13 protein-coding genes are annotated in these 14777 nt (G+C 71.8%); 9 read left to right on the top strand and 4 right to left on the bottom strand.

Annotation, left to right across the window (positions count from 1 at the left end):
- Positions 1-37: 37 nt before the first annotated feature.
- Positions 38-496: a response regulator gene (locus J2847_RS19115; protein WP_209780463.1), complete on the bottom strand. Its 459-nt coding sequence runs from the start codon at positions 494-496 to the stop codon at positions 38-40.
- Positions 497-743: 247 nt separating this feature from the next.
- On the opposite strand from J2847_RS19115, the gene J2847_RS19110 reads away from it, so the two are divergent.
- On the top strand, positions 744-962 hold the full coding sequence (locus tag J2847_RS19110; RefSeq protein WP_209780462.1) for a hypothetical protein: 219 nt from the start codon (positions 744-746) through the stop codon (positions 960-962).
- Between the two features lie 18 nt (positions 963-980).
- On the opposite strand, the gene J2847_RS19105 is transcribed toward J2847_RS19110, so the two are convergent.
- Together J2847_RS19105 and J2847_RS19100 are read right to left on the bottom strand one after the other, a co-directional pair.
- On the bottom strand, positions 981-1751 hold the full coding sequence (locus J2847_RS19105; RefSeq protein WP_233474625.1) for an oxepin-CoA hydrolase, alternative type: 771 nt from the start codon (positions 1749-1751) through the stop codon (positions 981-983).
- A 53-nt stretch (positions 1752-1804) separates the two neighbouring features.
- Positions 1805-2236: a PaaI family thioesterase gene (locus tag J2847_RS19100; protein ID WP_085554000.1), complete on the bottom strand. Its 432-nt coding sequence runs from the start codon at positions 2234-2236 to the stop codon at positions 1805-1807.
- 164 nt (positions 2237-2400) lie between these two features.
- Here J2847_RS19100 and J2847_RS19095 point away from each other — a divergent pair, with 164 nt between their 5' ends.
- From J2847_RS19095 to J2847_RS19070, 6 genes are all read left to right on the top strand, one after another.
- Positions 2401-3108: a glutathione binding-like protein gene (locus tag J2847_RS19095; RefSeq protein WP_209780461.1), complete on the top strand. Its 708-nt coding sequence runs from the start codon at positions 2401-2403 to the stop codon at positions 3106-3108.
- A 153-nt stretch (positions 3109-3261) separates the two neighbouring features.
- Positions 3262-4458, top strand: coding sequence for a GNAT family N-acetyltransferase (locus tag J2847_RS19090; protein WP_209780460.1), 1197 nt, complete (start codon positions 3262-3264; stop codon positions 4456-4458).
- Between the two features lie 15 nt (positions 4459-4473).
- A complete protein-coding gene (locus J2847_RS19085; protein ID WP_209780459.1) occupies positions 4474-5688 on the top strand; it encodes a carboxylate--amine ligase in 1215 nt (404 codons plus the stop codon).
- The gene (locus J2847_RS19080; protein WP_209780458.1) at positions 5685-6515 is read left to right on the top strand and encodes a metallophosphoesterase family protein; all 831 of its coding nucleotides are present in this window, start codon (positions 5685-5687) and stop codon (positions 6513-6515) included. Before J2847_RS19085 ends, J2847_RS19080 begins: the two co-directional genes overlap by 4 nt.
- A 93-nt stretch (positions 6516-6608) precedes the next feature.
- The gene (locus J2847_RS19075) at positions 6609-8135 is read left to right on the top strand and encodes a bifunctional metallophosphatase/5'-nucleotidase (RefSeq protein WP_209780457.1); all 1527 of its coding nucleotides are present in this window, start codon (positions 6609-6611) and stop codon (positions 8133-8135) included.
- A 6-nt stretch (positions 8136-8141) separates the two neighbouring features.
- Positions 8142-10613 (top strand): ATP-binding protein, encoded by a 2472-nt coding sequence (locus J2847_RS19070; RefSeq protein WP_209780456.1) that lies wholly within the window; start codon positions 8142-8144, stop codon positions 10611-10613.
- 22 nt (positions 10614-10635) lie between these two features.
- On the opposite strand, the gene J2847_RS19065 is transcribed toward J2847_RS19070, so the two are convergent.
- Positions 10636-10968, bottom strand: a complete 333-nt coding sequence (locus J2847_RS19065) for a DUF1491 family protein (protein ID WP_209780455.1) — start codon at positions 10966-10968, stop codon at positions 10636-10638.
- A 67-nt stretch (positions 10969-11035) separates the two neighbouring features.
- Between J2847_RS19065 and J2847_RS19060 the strand changes: the two genes are divergently transcribed.
- Positions 11036-12535, top strand: a complete 1500-nt coding sequence (locus tag J2847_RS19060; protein WP_209780454.1) for a tetratricopeptide repeat protein — start codon at positions 11036-11038, stop codon at positions 12533-12535.
- Entirely contained in the window at positions 12532-14703 is a 2172-nt protein-coding gene (locus tag J2847_RS19055) for a tetratricopeptide repeat protein (protein ID WP_209780453.1), read from the top strand. Before J2847_RS19060 ends, J2847_RS19055 begins: the two co-directional genes overlap by 4 nt.
- Positions 14704-14777: the final 74 nt, after the last annotated feature.

The following is a 14777-nucleotide window of genomic DNA, read 5'->3' as shown; positions in this document are numbered from 1 at the left end:
CTTGCGAACGGAACAGGCGGATCGGCGCGGGGCGGCGTCAGGCGCTGCGCACGCGCGGCCCGGCGAGCGACGCGGCGGTGACCGAGGCGATGGAGGAATGGAACAGCTCCAGCGCCGAGGGCACCGAGGAGGGGCGCAGGCCGCCCAGAATCTCGGCCAGCGTGCCGACCGCATCGACCAGGGCATCGGGCATCACCGGCTTGCGCAGCAGCCCCATGGCGAACTCGCGCGCTTCCTCGGCGTGGTGGTCGAAGCCGGTCATCAGCAGCGACGGAACCCTGTTTTCCTCCCACAGGCGGCGGGCGAGCGTCAGCCCGTTCTCGCCGCCGGCGAGGTTGACGTCGACCAGCGCCAGGTCGGGATTCTCCCGCGCGCCGACCCGCGCGGCTTTGTTGGCGTCGCGCAGCGGCCCAACGACGGTGTAGCCCGCGTTTTCCAGCACGGCCTTCACGGCCGGACCGATCAGCGGATCATCTTCGACGACGAGCAGCTTCAAGTCTTGGTGCTCCCTTTGTTGCAGGCCGGGCTTATAGCCGGTTGCCGTCCAAAGCCGAAGCCTTTCGGTTCCGGCCGGACTGAACCGCCCATGTTTGTCGCACGGCGCCGACGTTCAAGGGGCCGAAGGAGCAGCCTCTTCCGGTCAGCCTTTGGTGTCGGATCGGCCGGAAGGCCGAACCAAAGGCTTGGAAGGAAACCTACCATGTTCCCGTGTGTTTTACGTGCATGCAGAGAGGATGGTCGTCATGGCATTCGTTGAACTGACCGACACGAGCGGAGCAATCGTTCTGGTGAACCCCGGCGCCGTGCTGTTCCTGCGCGGTGCCGCGAACGGCGAAACCGACCTGTATTTCGGCGGCCGGGCCGAAGCGTTGCGCGTGGCGGGAAAACCCGACGAGATCGCCCGCGCGCTGGAGGACGCCGCCCCGGCGCCGGCCGACCCCACCCTGTCGCTGCTGGCGTGACGCGGGGATCTCATCCTCTCAAACGCGCGGGTAGTTGGCGGGGCGCTTCTCGAAGAAGGCGGTGATGCCCTCGGCGGCTTCGGCCCCATGCAGAGCCTCGACGAAGAAGTCGGCCTCGCGGTCGAGCTGGGCGTCGGGTTCGCCGAAACCGGCCTCGATCAGCCGCTTGGCACGGCCGATGGCCAGCGTCGGGCCGTCCGCCAGCCGCGCCGCCCAGGCCGTCGCCTCGGCCAACGCGAGTCCCGGCGCCACCACCCGGTTGACGATGGCGAGCTGCGCCAGCCGCGCCGCGCCGATCCGCCCGCCCTCGAACATGATCTCGGCGGCGAGCTGCGGCGTCGCCGCGCGCGCCAGGAAGGCCGAGGCCCCGCCGTCCGGGTTGAGCCCGACCTTGACGTAGGCCAGCGTGAAGGTCGCGTCATCGGCCGCGACGATCAGGTCGCAGCCGAGCGCGATGGAGAAGCCCGCCCCGGCCGCCGCCCCCTCGACCGCGGCGATCACCGGCTTCGGGCAGGCGCGCATGGCGCGGACCCAGCCGTGGAACTGCTCCAGGTTCGCGCGGATGGCGCTCGGGTCGGTCTTGGCGTTGCCGAGCAGCGCGCCGAGGTTGCCGCCGGAACAGAAGGTGCCGTTGGCCCCGGCCAGCACCACCGCGCCGACCGCCGGATCGGCCGCCGCCTGGAGGAAGGCGTCGCGCGCGGCCGCCATCATCTCCGGCCCCAGCGCGTTCTTGGTGGCCGCGTCGTCCATCGTCAGCACCAGCACGCGCCCGTCGCGCGCGGCCGTCAACCGTCCTGTCGTCAACCGTCCTGTCGTCAAGCGTTCACTCGTCGGCTGTCCCATCATCTCTCCATCCCCTCCCGGTTCTCGCTGCCCGGTCTGTATTTGAACATGCCCTCGGACGTCGCCAGCAGGGCGCCCGTCTCGCGGTGGCGGATTTCCGCCGCCACCCCGACGATCTTGCGTCCGCCGCCGCGCAGACGTGCGGTGGCGACCAGCGTACCGTTCCGTGACTGCCCGAGGAAGCTCGTGGCGAGCGACAGCGTCACGACCCGTCTCACCCGCCCTTCATGGGGACAGAATGTTGCGGCGAATCCGGAAACCGTGTCCAAAAGCGACGTCAGCACCCCGCCATGCACCACGCCGGCCCGGTTGAGGTGCCGGTCGTCCACCGGCAACTCCATCTCGGCGCTTCCCTCTTCCCAGCGACTCAGACGGTAGCCGAGAAGCTCCTGGTAGCCGGACGGGGATTCGCCTTTCAGCAGGTCGGTCATGCGCGGGGGTTCCTCATGGCGGGATGGTGCTTGCGTTGCGCGAAGTAAAGCGCGGGCGCGCCGCCGCGGTCCACGATCTTCGGCGACCCTGCCCCGCGTCAGGATGGGCTTGCCAGACGGCCGGCGGCGATTAACCTTCTGCGCAAATCAACGGAGGGTTTGGGATGATCGACCTCTATTTCTGGCCGACGCCGAACGGCCACAAGATCACCATGTTCCTTGAGGAAGCCGGGCTGGACTACAGCCTGAAGCCGGTGAACATCGGCGCCGGCGACCAGTTCAAGCCGGAGTTCCTCGCCTTCTCCCCCAACAACCGCATGCCGGCGATCATCGACCAGGCGCCGGCCGACGGCGGCGAGCCGGTCACGGTGTTCGAATCGGGAGCCATCCTGCTCTATCTCGCCGAGAAGACCGGCAAATTCCTTCCGGCCGATCTGCGGGGCCGCAAGACGGTGACGGAGTGGCTGTTCTGGCAGGTCGGCGGCCTCGGGCCCATGGCCGGGCAGAACCATCATTTCGTCCAGTACGCGCCGGAGCGCATTCCCTACGCCATGGAGCGCTACGTCAAGGAGACCGGCCGTCTCTACGGCGTGATGGACAAGCGGCTGGCCGGGAACGCGTTCCTCGGCGGCGCCGACTACTCCATCGCCGACATGGCCGCCTACCCGTGGGTCGTGCCGCACGAGCGCCAGCAGCAGAACCTCGACGACTTCCCGAACCTGAAGCGCTGGTTTGCCGCCATCCAGGAGCGTCCGGCGACGGTCCGCGCCTATGAGAAGGGCTCGGCCGTCAACGCCGCCAAGACGCCGACCGTGAACGACGAGAGCCGCAAGATCCTCTTCGGCCAATCGGCCGATACGATCAAGCGCTGACCCCCGGCAAAAAGGGGCGCGGACGGCCTCCAAGCGGAGCACCCTCTGCGTCCCCGAAACCCCGATGGAGAACCCCGCCGGGACGGATACCCGGATGGGGCCGGATGGTGTTCTCTCCAGTATGGATTCGTCCCTGCTGGAGACGCCGAGCCGATGACCTTCAGGCCCACGACCGACACCGACGGAGCCATCGACATCGATCTGCTCCCGCTCGACCGCACCGACGGTCTGGCGGGGATGTGGACCGATCTGGAATCGCGGTCGGACGGTTCCTTCTTCCTGTCCTGGCTGTGGATCGGCCATTGGCTCGCCCTGCTTCCGCCCGGCGTCCACCCGCATCTGCTGGTCGCGCGCCTCCATGGCGAGGTGGTCGGGCTGGCGGTGCTGTGTCCGCGGGTGCAGTGGCGGCTCGGGCTGCTGCGCACCCGCTGCTGGATGCTGCACGAGACGGGTGACCGGGTCTTCGACCGGCTGTTCGTCGAGTACAACGGCATCCTCGCCGACCGCCGCCATGCCGACTCCGTGACCTCGGCCTGCCTGCGCTGGCTCGGCTCCCGGCTGACCCGCTCCGACGAGCTGGTGCTCGCCGGCCTGACCGACAAGGCCGAGATCGCCGCCCGCCGCGCCGCCGCCCAGACCGGCCACGCGGTGCAGGTGCGGCTGGCCGACACGACGCAATGGGTCGATTTCGACCGGATCCGCGCCGCAGGAGGCGGGGGCGGCGGCTACCGCGCCGGGCTGGGCAGGAACACGCGTTCCGCCGTCAACCGCACCGAGCGGCTCTACCAGGAGCGCGGCGGCCTCGACTACCGCGTCGCCGCCACGGTGGAGGAGGCGCTGGAGGATTTCGCCGCGCTGGAGCTGCTGCACCAGGCGAGCTGGCAGGCGCGCGGCGAGGTGGGGGCCTTCGCCAACCCGGCCTTCCGCCCCTTCCATGAGCGGCTGATCGCCGACGGGGTGCCGAAGGGCGCCATCCGGCTCTGCCGCATCAGCGCGGGCGGCGAGCCCATCGGCTACCTCTACAACATGGTCCACCGCAACCGGGTGATGAACTACCAGGGCGGCTTCGCCTTCGAGAAGGACAACCGACTGAAGCCCGGCCTCCTGAGCCATGTGCTGGCCATCGAGGACAGCCTTCGGCGCGGCGAGGACTGCTACGACTTCATGTCCACGCCGGCCGGGCACAAGCCGCTGCTCGCCAACGCCGAACAGCCGATGAACTGGCTGGCGCTGGGGCCGGACCGGCTGAGCCGGCGCCTCGACGCCCAGTGGCGGCAGGCGCGCGGCGCGCTGGCCGAGACGGTCAAACGGTCCATGCGGGGCTGGTTCGCTCCCGCCAAGGGGTCCTGAGGGGAGGAAACGACGATGACGAGCCTGCGCAAGAACGCTCCGCTGGCCTGCGTGCTGGGCGACATGGATCTGGTCCGCCCGCTCGGGCTGGCCGGCATCCGCTGCGCCGTGGTGGGGCCGCCCGGCTCCCCCGCCGCCTACTCCCGCTTCACCGAGACGCTGCTGCCCTGGACCGCCGGGTCCGGCGGCGACGAGGCGCTGGTCGACGCGCTGCTGCGCTTCGGCGCCGCCCAGCGCGAGCGCCCGGTGCTCCACATCGAGGAGGACGCCCATCTGCTGATGGTGTCGCGCCACCGCGACCGTCTGGCCCGTGCCTTCCGCTTCGCCCTGGCCGACGCCGAACTGGTGGAGACGCTGGTCGACAAGGCCCGGTTCCAGGCGCTGGCGGAGCGTCTCGGCCTGCCGGTGCCGCGCACCCGGCGTCTGCACCCCGCAGCCGGATCGGAGGCGCCCGACCTCGACCTGCGCTACCCGCTGATCGTCAAGCCGCTGACCCGCCGGCCGCCCTGGGATTCCATCGAGGGGCTGGGCAAGGCCATCCGCATCGAGAACCCGGCCGAGCTGCGCGCCCTGTGGCCGCGCCTGATCCCGGTCGGCATCGACCTGCTGGCGCAGGAACTGATCCCCGGCCCGGAAACCGGCATCGAGAGCTACCACGTCTACATCGACGCGCGGGGCTCCGTCGCCGGCGAGTTCACCGGCCGCAAGATCCGCACCTACCCGGCCGAGTACGGCCACAGCACCGCCCTGACCATCACCGACAGCCGGGGCGAGGGCGCCGACGTGGCGGCGCTCGGCCGCAGCCTGAGCGAACGGATGGGGCTGCGCGGCCTCGCCAAGTTCGACTTCAAGCGCGCGCCCGACGGCGGCCTGCATCTGCTGGAGGTCAACCCGCGCAGCACCCTGTGGCACCATCTGGGCGCGGTGGCCGGCGTCAACCTGCCGGCGATCGTCCAGGCCGACCTCACCGGCGCCCCCCGCCCCGCCCCGGCGATCGCCCGCCCCGGCGCCTGCTGGTGCCACATCAGCAAGGACCGCAAGGCGGCGCGCGAGGCCGGCATTCCGACGGCCCAATGGCTCGCCTGGGTCGCCCGCTGCGAGGCGAAGGCCATCGCGCTCGACGATCCCATGCCCTTCCTGCGCCCGAAACTGGCCCGGCTGCTGCCGGCCGGAACCGGCACCGCGCGGGCCCACCGGTCTGGCGACGCCGTGAGGACCGCAAGGCCATGAGGATCGCGCTGATCTCCGATCTCCACGCCAACGCCGAGGCGCTGGGCGCGGTGCTCGACCGCATCGCGGCGGAAGGGGTGGACCGCATCGTCTGCCTGGGCGACATCGTCGGCTACAACACCGACGTCACCGCCTGCGTCGCCCTGCTGCAGCGGGCCGGTGTCCTCTGCGTCGCCGGCAACCATGACCGGGCGGCGGTCGGCGCCATCGGGACCGAGGGCTTCAGCGGGCCGGCGAGCCGCGCCATCGCCTGGACCCGGCAAAAGCTGGACGCGGACAGCCGGGCCTTCCTGTCCGGCCTGCCGCTGAAGGCCGCCGTGGACGACGCGCTCGTCCTCGTCCATGGCGCCCTGCATCCGGAGCGGGGCTGCGAACTGGTTCGGCTTGACAGCGACGGCAAGCGGGCCCTGAGCTTCGACGCGCTGGCCGCCCATCCGTCGGGCGCCCGTGTCTGCGCCTTCGGCCACACCCACCGGGAGGGCGTCTGGGAGCGTCACGGCGGCGTCATCCGGCAACTGGAGGGGAACATGGTCACGTTGCGGCCGGATGCCCTCTATCTGCTCAACCCCGGCACCGTCGGCGAGCCGCGCGGCGCCGACAGCCGGGCGAGCTTCGCCATCCTCGACACCGGCCGTGGCCGCGTCGCCTTCCACCGCGTCGCCTACGACCGCCGGGCGGCACTGGCGAAGACCCGGCGGGCCGGACTGGCCCCCCGCTTCGCCGGGGTTCCGGCGCCGCTGCGCATGCGCCTGATCGGGCTTTTGCAGGCCCTTGGCGTCTACGAATGGCTGAAACGCGCCCTTCCCCGCCGGGCATCGTCCATATGACAATCCCGTAACGCGGCTTTGCTTCAACAGCGGCCCGCAAACGCGCATAATCGGCATGTTTCGCTGGTCGGCAGCGCGTGAAGGGAAGTCGGGATGGGGTCGGGCAAAGGAATCGTTCGGCTTGCGTGCCTGACCCTTGCGCTGACCGCCGCCGCCCTGTTGGTCCTGCCGGCAGGTGGCGCGCGGGCCGAGCCCCACCGTTTCACCATCCTTTATGTCCAGGGCACGACCGATCTCGAGGACAGCCAGGGGCGCGGCGGGATGGCCCGGCTGGCGGCGCTGATCCGCCGGGAAAGGGCCGAGCGCGGCACCCTGCTGGTCCTGCATGGCGGGCAGTCGCTGTCGCCGTCGGTTCTCGCCTTCTACGACCAGGGCGCCCACATCATCGATCTGCTGAACGGCATGGGCATCGACGCGATGGCCGCCCTCAACCGTGAGTTCCATCACGGCGACGACCGCCTGATGACCCGCGCCTTCGAGGCGGGCTTTCCGCTGATCACCAGCAACGCGGTCGACCGCTCGACCGGCGGGCCGCTCGACGGGCTTGAGGAGTCCGTGGTCCTGAAGGCCGGTCCCTATCGGGTCGGCGTGCTGGCGGCGACGCCGACGCTGACCCGGGAGACCGCGCGGGCGCCGCGCACCGAATTCCGCGACCCGGTGGCGGCCCTCACCGACAAGACCAGGGCGATGCGCGCGGCGGGGGTCGATCTGGTGGTGGCGATGACCGGCAGCGCCGGCGACACCCACCGCACCGTGCTGGCGGCCCGGCCGACCGACATCCTGCTCTACCAGGATCGCGGCCGCAGCTTCGGCGTCGAGTATGACGGGCGCTTCCTGTCCGCCACCGTCGCCCCGCAAGCGGCCTGGGCGCTGGCGCTGGACGTCACCATCGACCGCCAGCCGGATTCGCGTGTCGTCTGGTCGGCGGAGGCGCGGCTTCTCGACAGCGCCACGGTCGCGCCCGACCCGGACACGGAAACCCGCGCGAAGGCCTACGCGGCCCGCCTCGACGCGATGCTGAGCATGGAGGTGGGGACGCTCGACGGCGCCATGGACACCCGGCGCGAGGCGGTGCGCGGCGGCGAGAACGCCTTCGCCAACGCCGTGGTCGATACGCTGCGCACGGCCCTGGACGCCGACGTCGGACTGATCACCGGCGGCGGCATCCGCGGCGACCGGCAATACGCCAACGGCGCCCGTCTGACCCGGCGCGACATCTATTCCGAGCTGCCCTACCACGACGTCGGCGTCGTCCTCGACCTCACCGGGCAGCAGCTTTGGGACGCGGTCGAAAGCGGGGTGTCGGCGGTCGAGCAGGTGCAGGGGCGCTTTCCCCATCTGTCGAACGCCCGCGCCGTGATCGACCTGACCAAGCCGCCCGGCCAGCGGTTGCAGGAGCTCAGCGTCGGCGACCGCCCGCTCGACCGCAAGGCGCGCTACCGGCTGGCGACCAGCAGCTTCCTGGCCAATGGCGGCGACGGCTACGCGGCGCTCGGCACGGCGCCCCGCCTGGTCGAGGATCGCGACAGCGACTTCGTCTCCACCCAACTCATCGGCCACATCGCCCGCACCGGGACTTTCGCCCCCCGCCTCGACGGGCGGATGACGGTGAGGCGGTAGCGGCTCATGACCCTCACCGTCCAGGACCGGGGGCCGGCCCAGACATCGACGGGGCCGGCGCCAGACCGCTCCGCACCGTCCGACCATGCCGCGCCGACGGACCGGCCGCCGCCGCGCCGCCGGCGGCGGATCGGCATCGCCCTGCGGATCACGCTGGGGTTGTCGGTGATGGCGATGCTGGTCCTGCTGATCGGCGGCGTGTCGATGTCGTCCTTCAGGCTGTTCCGGACGGAGGTGTCGGCGCTGTCCACCAACACGCTGCCGGAGGTCATCACCAGCGCCGAACTGCACGGTTCGCTGCAAAAGCTGGTGGCGCAGCTTCCCCTGCTGGCCGGCGCCGGCTCGACGCCGCAGCGCCGCTCGATCTACGACGGCCTCGTCGCCGAACTGGACTCGATGCAGCTTCTGGTCGCCCGCATGCGCGCCCTGCTGGCCGGGGAGGCCGCCGGCGAGGGGAAGGCCGGGCAGGAGCCCGCCGGGGAGGAAAACATCCGGCTGCTGGAGCAGATCCGCTCGACGCTGCTGATTCTGGCCGCGACGGTCGCCGACCTCAACGCCGAGGTCGCCCGGCAGATCGACGGCGCCGAACGGCAGGCCGAGGCGGCGCGCGGGCTCGGCCGCCTGTCCGGCGCGCTGGAGGGTTTGCCGGGGGCGGAGGCCGGCCCCTGGGCCGCCCGTGTCGGCGCCCTGATGGCGCGGGCCGCCGGCTCGATCCAGCTCGACCATCTCAGCCGGCTGAAGGGCGAGCAGCGCGCAGCCGAGCGCACGCTGAGCGAGCTGGGACGGATCGCCGCCGTCACCCCCGGCATCGCCGGGGCGGCGATGTCGAGCATGCAGGAGGAACTGTTCTCCCTGCTGGTGGCGCCCGGCGGGCTGTTCGAGAGCGCGGTCGAGCGGTTGCAGGCGCGCAACCGCGCCCAGTCCCTGACCGCCCAGTCCCGCGTGCTGGTCGAGACGGTCGACCGCTCGACCCGTGCGCTGTTCGATTCCATCCGCACGCAATCCTCCGACCGCACCGACGCGCTGGCCTTGCTGATCGCCGAGCGGACGCAGGCGGTGATGGCGCTGGCCGGCGCGTCGGTCCTGCTGGTGGTGATGGTCTATTTCGTTTTCCGCCGCTTCCTGTCGTCGCGTCTGGTCGGGTTGAACCGGGCGGTGGTGGCGCGGCTGTCGGGCGGCGGCCCGGAGGTTGCCGTTCCGGTCGACGGCGACGACGAGATCACCGACATCGGTGCCTCCATCCGCTACTTCATCGACGAGATCGACCGGCGGCAGCGCGACCTCGCCGACAACGAGAAGCGGTTCCGCGATCTCGTCGAGGGATCGATCCAGGGGACCATCATCCACCGCGATTTCCGCGCGCTCTACGCCAACGATTCCTTTGCCGCCATGTTCGGGGTGGCGGTGGCCGACGTCATGGCCCTGCCCTCGCTGCTCGCGCTGGTTCCGGCCGAGGAGCGGCAGGCGCTGCTCGACAATTCCGAGCATCTGCTGAGCACCGGCCAGCCGACCGGCCGGCGGCGCATCCGCGCCCGGCGCCCCGACGGCGGCGGGCTGTGGGTCGAGCTGACCGGCCGCCGGGTCGATTGGATGGACGGCCCGGCGATCCAGGCGGTCGTGGTGGACGTGACGCGCGAGGTCGAGGCCGAGCACGCCCTGCGCCAGTCGCGCGACGACGCCGAACGCGCGCTCGACGCCCTGAAGGCGACCCAGGCGAGCCTGATCCAGGCCGAGAAGATGGCCTCGCTCGGCCAGCTCGTCGCCGGGGTGGCGCACGAGGTCAACACCCCCATCGGCATCACCATCACCGGAGCCTCGCAGCTCCAGACGCTGATCGAGGATCTGGGGCGGCAACACAGCGCGAACACGCTGAAGAAGTCGGACTTCCAACGCTTCCTCGGCGACGGTTCGGAGATGGCCGCCCTGATCCTGGCCAACAGCACGCGCGCCGCCAACCTGGTGCAGAGCTTCAAGCTGGTCGCCGTCGACCAGTCGAGCGACGAGCGCCGGGTCTTCCTGCTGAGGGATTACATCGAGGAGCTGCTGCGCAGCCTGCACCCGACCTACAAGACGCGCACCGCGCTGACCATCGCCTTGGAGTGCCCGGCGGACATCGAGATCGACGGCTATCCGGGCGCCCTGTCGCAGATCCTGACCAACCTGATCATGAACGCGCTGGTCCACGCGCTGGATCCCGACCGGCCGGGCCGGATCGACATCACCGCCCGCGCGCTCGACGGGGAGGTGGTGGAGCTGTCGGTCGCCGACGACGGGCACGGCATCCCGGCCGACGTGCTGCCGAAGATCTTCGACCCCTTCTTCACCACCCGCCGGGGCAGCGGGGGCAGCGGGCTCGGGCTGCACATCGTCTACAACCTCGTCACCGGGCGCCTGCACGGCTCCATCGCGGTGACGAGCGTGGCGGGCGGGGGGGCCGCCTTCACCCTGCGTTTCCCGCGCGTGACGGCGCCCGCGTGAGGAACCGTCAGCGGCTGCCTGTTCAGCGGATGGCGCCCTCGAACCAGTGCCGGCCCTGGCGGTCCTCGATCTCGATCACCCAGACGTCGGGGTCGTAGCGGGTCTGGCGGGCGATGTAGGCATCGGCGTCGGCCTCCGTCACCGGGTCGGGGCCGGTTCCGCGCGACCAGAACAGCTTTTCCCCGTCCCGCGCCTGGACCAGCACGGTGAAGGTCCGGTCGAGCCGGTTCAATTTCAGGATCACCGTGCCGCGGCTGGGGTCGCCCTTGCGCACGACCATCATCGGCACGCCCTGCGCGTCGGCGCTGCGGATGTGGGCCATGACCCAGAGATGCGTCGGCAACCGGTCGTCCATGCTCGTCCATCCACCTGCGGCAAAGGGCTCTCGCCTAACCGGCGGCGGCCGGTGTAGAGATGAGGGCATGGCCACACTCCTGGACGCTCTGGACGCCGCCGTCAACCACCACATGGCCGGACGCGCCGATGCGGCCGAACCGCTGTACCGGCGGATCCTGGGAACCGACCCGGCGCAGCCCGACGCGCTGCATCTTCTGGGCGTGCTGCACGCCCAGCGTGGAAGTTCGGTCCAGGCGGTCACCCTCATCGGCCGCTCGGCGCGGGTCCGGCCGGCGGCGGCGCAGCCATGGGCGCATCTGGGCGCGGCCCTTCGGGCAGCCGGACGACCGGACGATGCCGAGGCGGCGCTTCGCCGCGCCCTGGCGCTCCAGCCCGCTTCGGCCGACGCGCTGGAGGCGCTGGGAGCGCTCCTGCACGATCGGGCGGGCTATGCGCCGGCGCGGCTCTGGCTGGCGCGGGCCTTGGCGGCGCGCCCCGGCCATGCGGAAACCCTGCTCAATCTCGGCACCGTCCTGCGCGACCTGCGCCGCTTCGCCGAGGCGGAAGCCTGCTTCGACGCCGTGCTGGCCCGGCAGCCGTCCCATGGCGCCGCGCATCTGGCGCGGGCGGTCGGGCGGCTGGTGCGGGGCGATCTGCGGGCCGGCTGGGAGGGGTTCGAGCATCGCTGGCGCCGTTTCGCCACCCCGCCCTGGGCGGGCGAGCCGCTGAACGGCGCCACCATCCTGCTGCACATGGAGCAGGGCTTCGGCGACGCCATCCAGTTCGCGCGCTACGCCCCGCTGGTGGCGCGGGCCGGCGGGCGGGTGGTGTTGGAAACCCACGAGGCGCTGCACCGCCTCTTCGCCAGCCTCGGCCCGTCGGTGGAGCTGTGGCCGCGCGGACCGGAGCCGCCGCCGCATGACCTTCACTGCCCGCTGATGAGCCTGCCGCGCGCCTTCGGCACCGATCTGGAGCGCATCCCCGCCAGCGTGCCCTACCTCGCGCCGGAGCCCGCCGACGTCGTCCGCTGGCAGGGCCGGCTGGACAGCGGGCGGGAGGGGGAACTGCGGGTCGGCCTGGTCTGGGCCGGCAACCCGCGCCATCGCAACGACCGCAACCGCTCGCTGCCCGTCGAGGCCCTGCGCCCGTTGCTGGCGGTGCCGGGGGTGCGTTTCCTCAGCTTGCAGACCGGCGACGCGCGCGCCGCCCTGGCCCGTCTGCCGGGGGACGGCGTCGAGGATCCGATCGACGGCGTGCGGGACTTCGCCGACACCGCCGCCCTGCTCGCCAACCTCGATCTGCTGATCGCGGTGGACACCTCGGCCGCGCATCTGGCCGGGGCCATGGGGTTGCCGGTCTGGCTGCTGCTGCCCTTCGCTCCCGACTGGCGCTGGCTGCTCGACCGCGGCGACAGCCCCTGGTACCCGTCGCTGCGGCTGTTCCGCCAGCCGCGCCCCGGCGACTGGGCGACGGTGCTGGGAACGGTCGCCGCCGTGCTGAAGGCGCAGGCCGCGGCCGCCCAGGCCCGTCTCAAGGCCCGCCCCAAGGCCCAGCGGACCCACGGGCCGGCGGGCGGCACGCCATGACCGACGGCGCCTCCCTTCTGAACCGGGGACTGACGGCGCATCAGGCGGGCGACCTGCCGGGCGCGCTGGCGCTCTATCGGCAGGTGCTGGCCCAGGACCGCGCCAACGCCGACGCCATCCATCTCATCGGCGTCATCGCCTACCAGACCGGCGACCCGCTGACGGCGATCAACGTCATCGGCCGCGCCATCGCCATCGACGACCGCAACCCGGCCTATCACAGCAACCTCGGCGAAGCCCTGCGCGTCACCGGCGCCCTCGACCAGGCGGCGGCCAGCCACGCCCGTGCCATCGACCTCGACCCCGGCTTCATCGACGCCCACCGCAATCTCGGGGTGGTCGAGCTGGCGCGCGGAAACGCCCAGGCGGCGGCGGACAGCTTCCAGCGCGCGCTGGCCCGCGACGCGGCGTCGGCGCCGTCCTGGCATGGGCTCGGGCTGGCTCTCGAGGCTCTGGGGCGGGCGTCGGAGGCGGTGGAGGCGTTCGCCGCCTGCCTGCGCCACGATCCCGGCCACGCCGATGCGCGGCAGCGCCACGACGCGCTGTCCGCCACCGTGGCGACGGAAAACCCGGAGGTTTCCCCCACGGCGCCCCCGGCGGCGCCCCCGGCGGACTGGCAGGACCTGCTGCTCGCGGATGTGCGGGCGCAGTGCCGCAACCCGGGCGGGCCGGAGCGGCTGGCGGTGATCGAGCAGCTCTGCGACACGTTGCTGAACGGCCAGCCCGCCCTGCCCCGGCGCCTGCTCGACGCGCTCGAGGAGGACCCGCCGTGCGGCGACCCGATCCTCGACGCCTCGGTGCAGTTCCGGCTCAGCGGCGACCTCTATCACTATGAACGGCTGATCCACACCGTGATCGGCAACGGCGCCGACTGGCCGCTGGACGTTGCCCAGGCCGTCTATTGGTCGATCAGCCGGCAGATCTTTCTCGGCCGCCCGCTCGGAACCCGGCTCGCGGTCTTCACGGCGGGCGACCTGCCGCGCTTCTACCGCTGGATCCTGCGGGAGGTGAAGCGCCGCTTCGCGGTGGCGCCCAAGCCCTTCACGGTCCGGGCGGGGGAGCCTCGCCGCATCGCCATCGTGACCAACCAGTTCACCCGGCCGATGCACCAGCCGTCGCGCGACGCCTTCGACTACGCCCGCCGGCTTCAGGACGCTTTCGGCTGCGCGGTGCTGCTGGTGAACGGCAACCTGCTGCCCAGCGCCGTGCTGACCGCCTTCGTCCCGCCTTTCCAGGCGGTGGTGACGCCCGGCCTTGCCGGCCCGGTCACGGTGAGCGAGGACGGCGCCACCGTCCGGACCTGGTCGTCGGTCGAGCGCAGCCTCTCGGAGGCGAAGATCCGCGGCCTTGTCGAGACCATCGAGGGCTTCGATCCCGATCTGGTCGTCTCCTTCGGCGGATCGGTCCTCGCCGCCGACCTGTTCGCCGGAGTGCGGCCGACCATCTGCATCCCGACGACCAGCGGGCTGACCTGCTCGATGGCCGACATCCTGCTGAGTTTCGACGACGGTGATCCCACCGTCGGTCTGCCGGAGGAATACCGCGCGTCCTTCGCCGAGCGTCTCCGTCCCTTCCGCTTCGGCTACTCCGCCCCGCCGGAGGCTCCGGGCGCCCGCCGCGCCGCCTTCGGCCTGCCCGACGACGCCTTCGTCTTCACGGTGGTGGGAGGGCGGCTGGACGAGGAGGTGACGTCCGCCTTCATCGAGCGGCTCGACGCCCTGCTCGACCTCTGCCCGAACGCGCTGGTCGCCTTCGCCGGGCCGGTGGCGACCCTGCCCGGCCGGCTCGCCTCCGCACGCAACGCCGGGCGCCTGCGCAGCCTGGGCTTCGTGCCGGAGATCCGCGCGCTCTACCATGTCGCCGACGCCTATCTGAACCCGCCCCGCCAGGGTGGCGGCGGCAGCGCCGCCTATGCCCTGGCCGACGGCCTGCCTGTGGTCACGCTGAACCAGGGCGACGTGGCGGCGGTGGTCGGCCCGTCGCGCGCCGCCAGCCAATGGGACGCCTTCACCGAGCGGGCGCGGCGTCTGGCCCACGACCCCGCCTTCCGCCGGGACGAGTCCGAGGAGGCACGCCGCCTGTTCGCCGGCATCGATGCCCGTCACGCCGCCGTCGAACGGCTTCTGGCCTACGGCCGCGCGCTGATGGAGCGTTTCGCCGCGCGCTGACCCGTCCGATGGCGAAGGGACGGCGGGGGCCGTCCGCGGAAGGACGGGAGCTTTCTTCCCCTTTTCGCGCGGCG

The organism is Azospirillum agricola (assembly GCF_017876095.1).
GTDB classification, from domain to species: domain Bacteria; phylum Pseudomonadota; class Alphaproteobacteria; order Azospirillales; family Azospirillaceae; genus Azospirillum; species Azospirillum agricola.
This window is presented reverse-complemented; position numbering and strand designations above follow the sequence as displayed.

Bases quoted from the DNA above. Each gene is read 5' to 3' on its own strand.
- J2847_RS19110 (WP_209780462.1), top strand. From the start codon at position 744: ATGGCATTCGTTGAACTGACCGACACGAGCGGAGCAATCGTTCTGGTG.
- J2847_RS19100 (WP_085554000.1), bottom strand. From the start codon at position 2,236: ATGACCGACCTGCTGAAAGGCGAATCCCCGTCCGGCTACCAGGAGCTT.
- J2847_RS19095 (WP_209780461.1), top strand. From the start codon at position 2,401: ATGATCGACCTCTATTTCTGGCCGACGCCGAACGGCCACAAGATCACC.
- J2847_RS19090 (WP_209780460.1), top strand. From the start codon at position 3,262: ATGACCTTCAGGCCCACGACCGACACCGACGGAGCCATCGACATCGAT.
- J2847_RS19085 (WP_209780459.1), top strand. From the start codon at position 4,474: ATGACGAGCCTGCGCAAGAACGCTCCGCTGGCCTGCGTGCTGGGCGAC.
- J2847_RS19080 (WP_209780458.1), top strand. From the start codon at position 5,685: ATGAGGATCGCGCTGATCTCCGATCTCCACGCCAACGCCGAGGCGCTG.
- J2847_RS19075 (WP_209780457.1), top strand. From the start codon at position 6,609: ATGGGGTCGGGCAAAGGAATCGTTCGGCTTGCGTGCCTGACCCTTGCG.
- J2847_RS19070 (WP_209780456.1), top strand. From the start codon at position 8,142: ATGACCCTCACCGTCCAGGACCGGGGGCCGGCCCAGACATCGACGGGG.
- J2847_RS19065 (WP_209780455.1), bottom strand. From the start codon at position 10,968: ATGGACGACCGGTTGCCGACGCATCTCTGGGTCATGGCCCACATCCGC.
- J2847_RS19060 (WP_209780454.1), top strand. From the start codon at position 11,036: ATGGCCACACTCCTGGACGCTCTGGACGCCGCCGTCAACCACCACATG.
- J2847_RS19055 (WP_209780453.1), top strand. From the start codon at position 12,532: ATGACCGACGGCGCCTCCCTTCTGAACCGGGGACTGACGGCGCATCAG.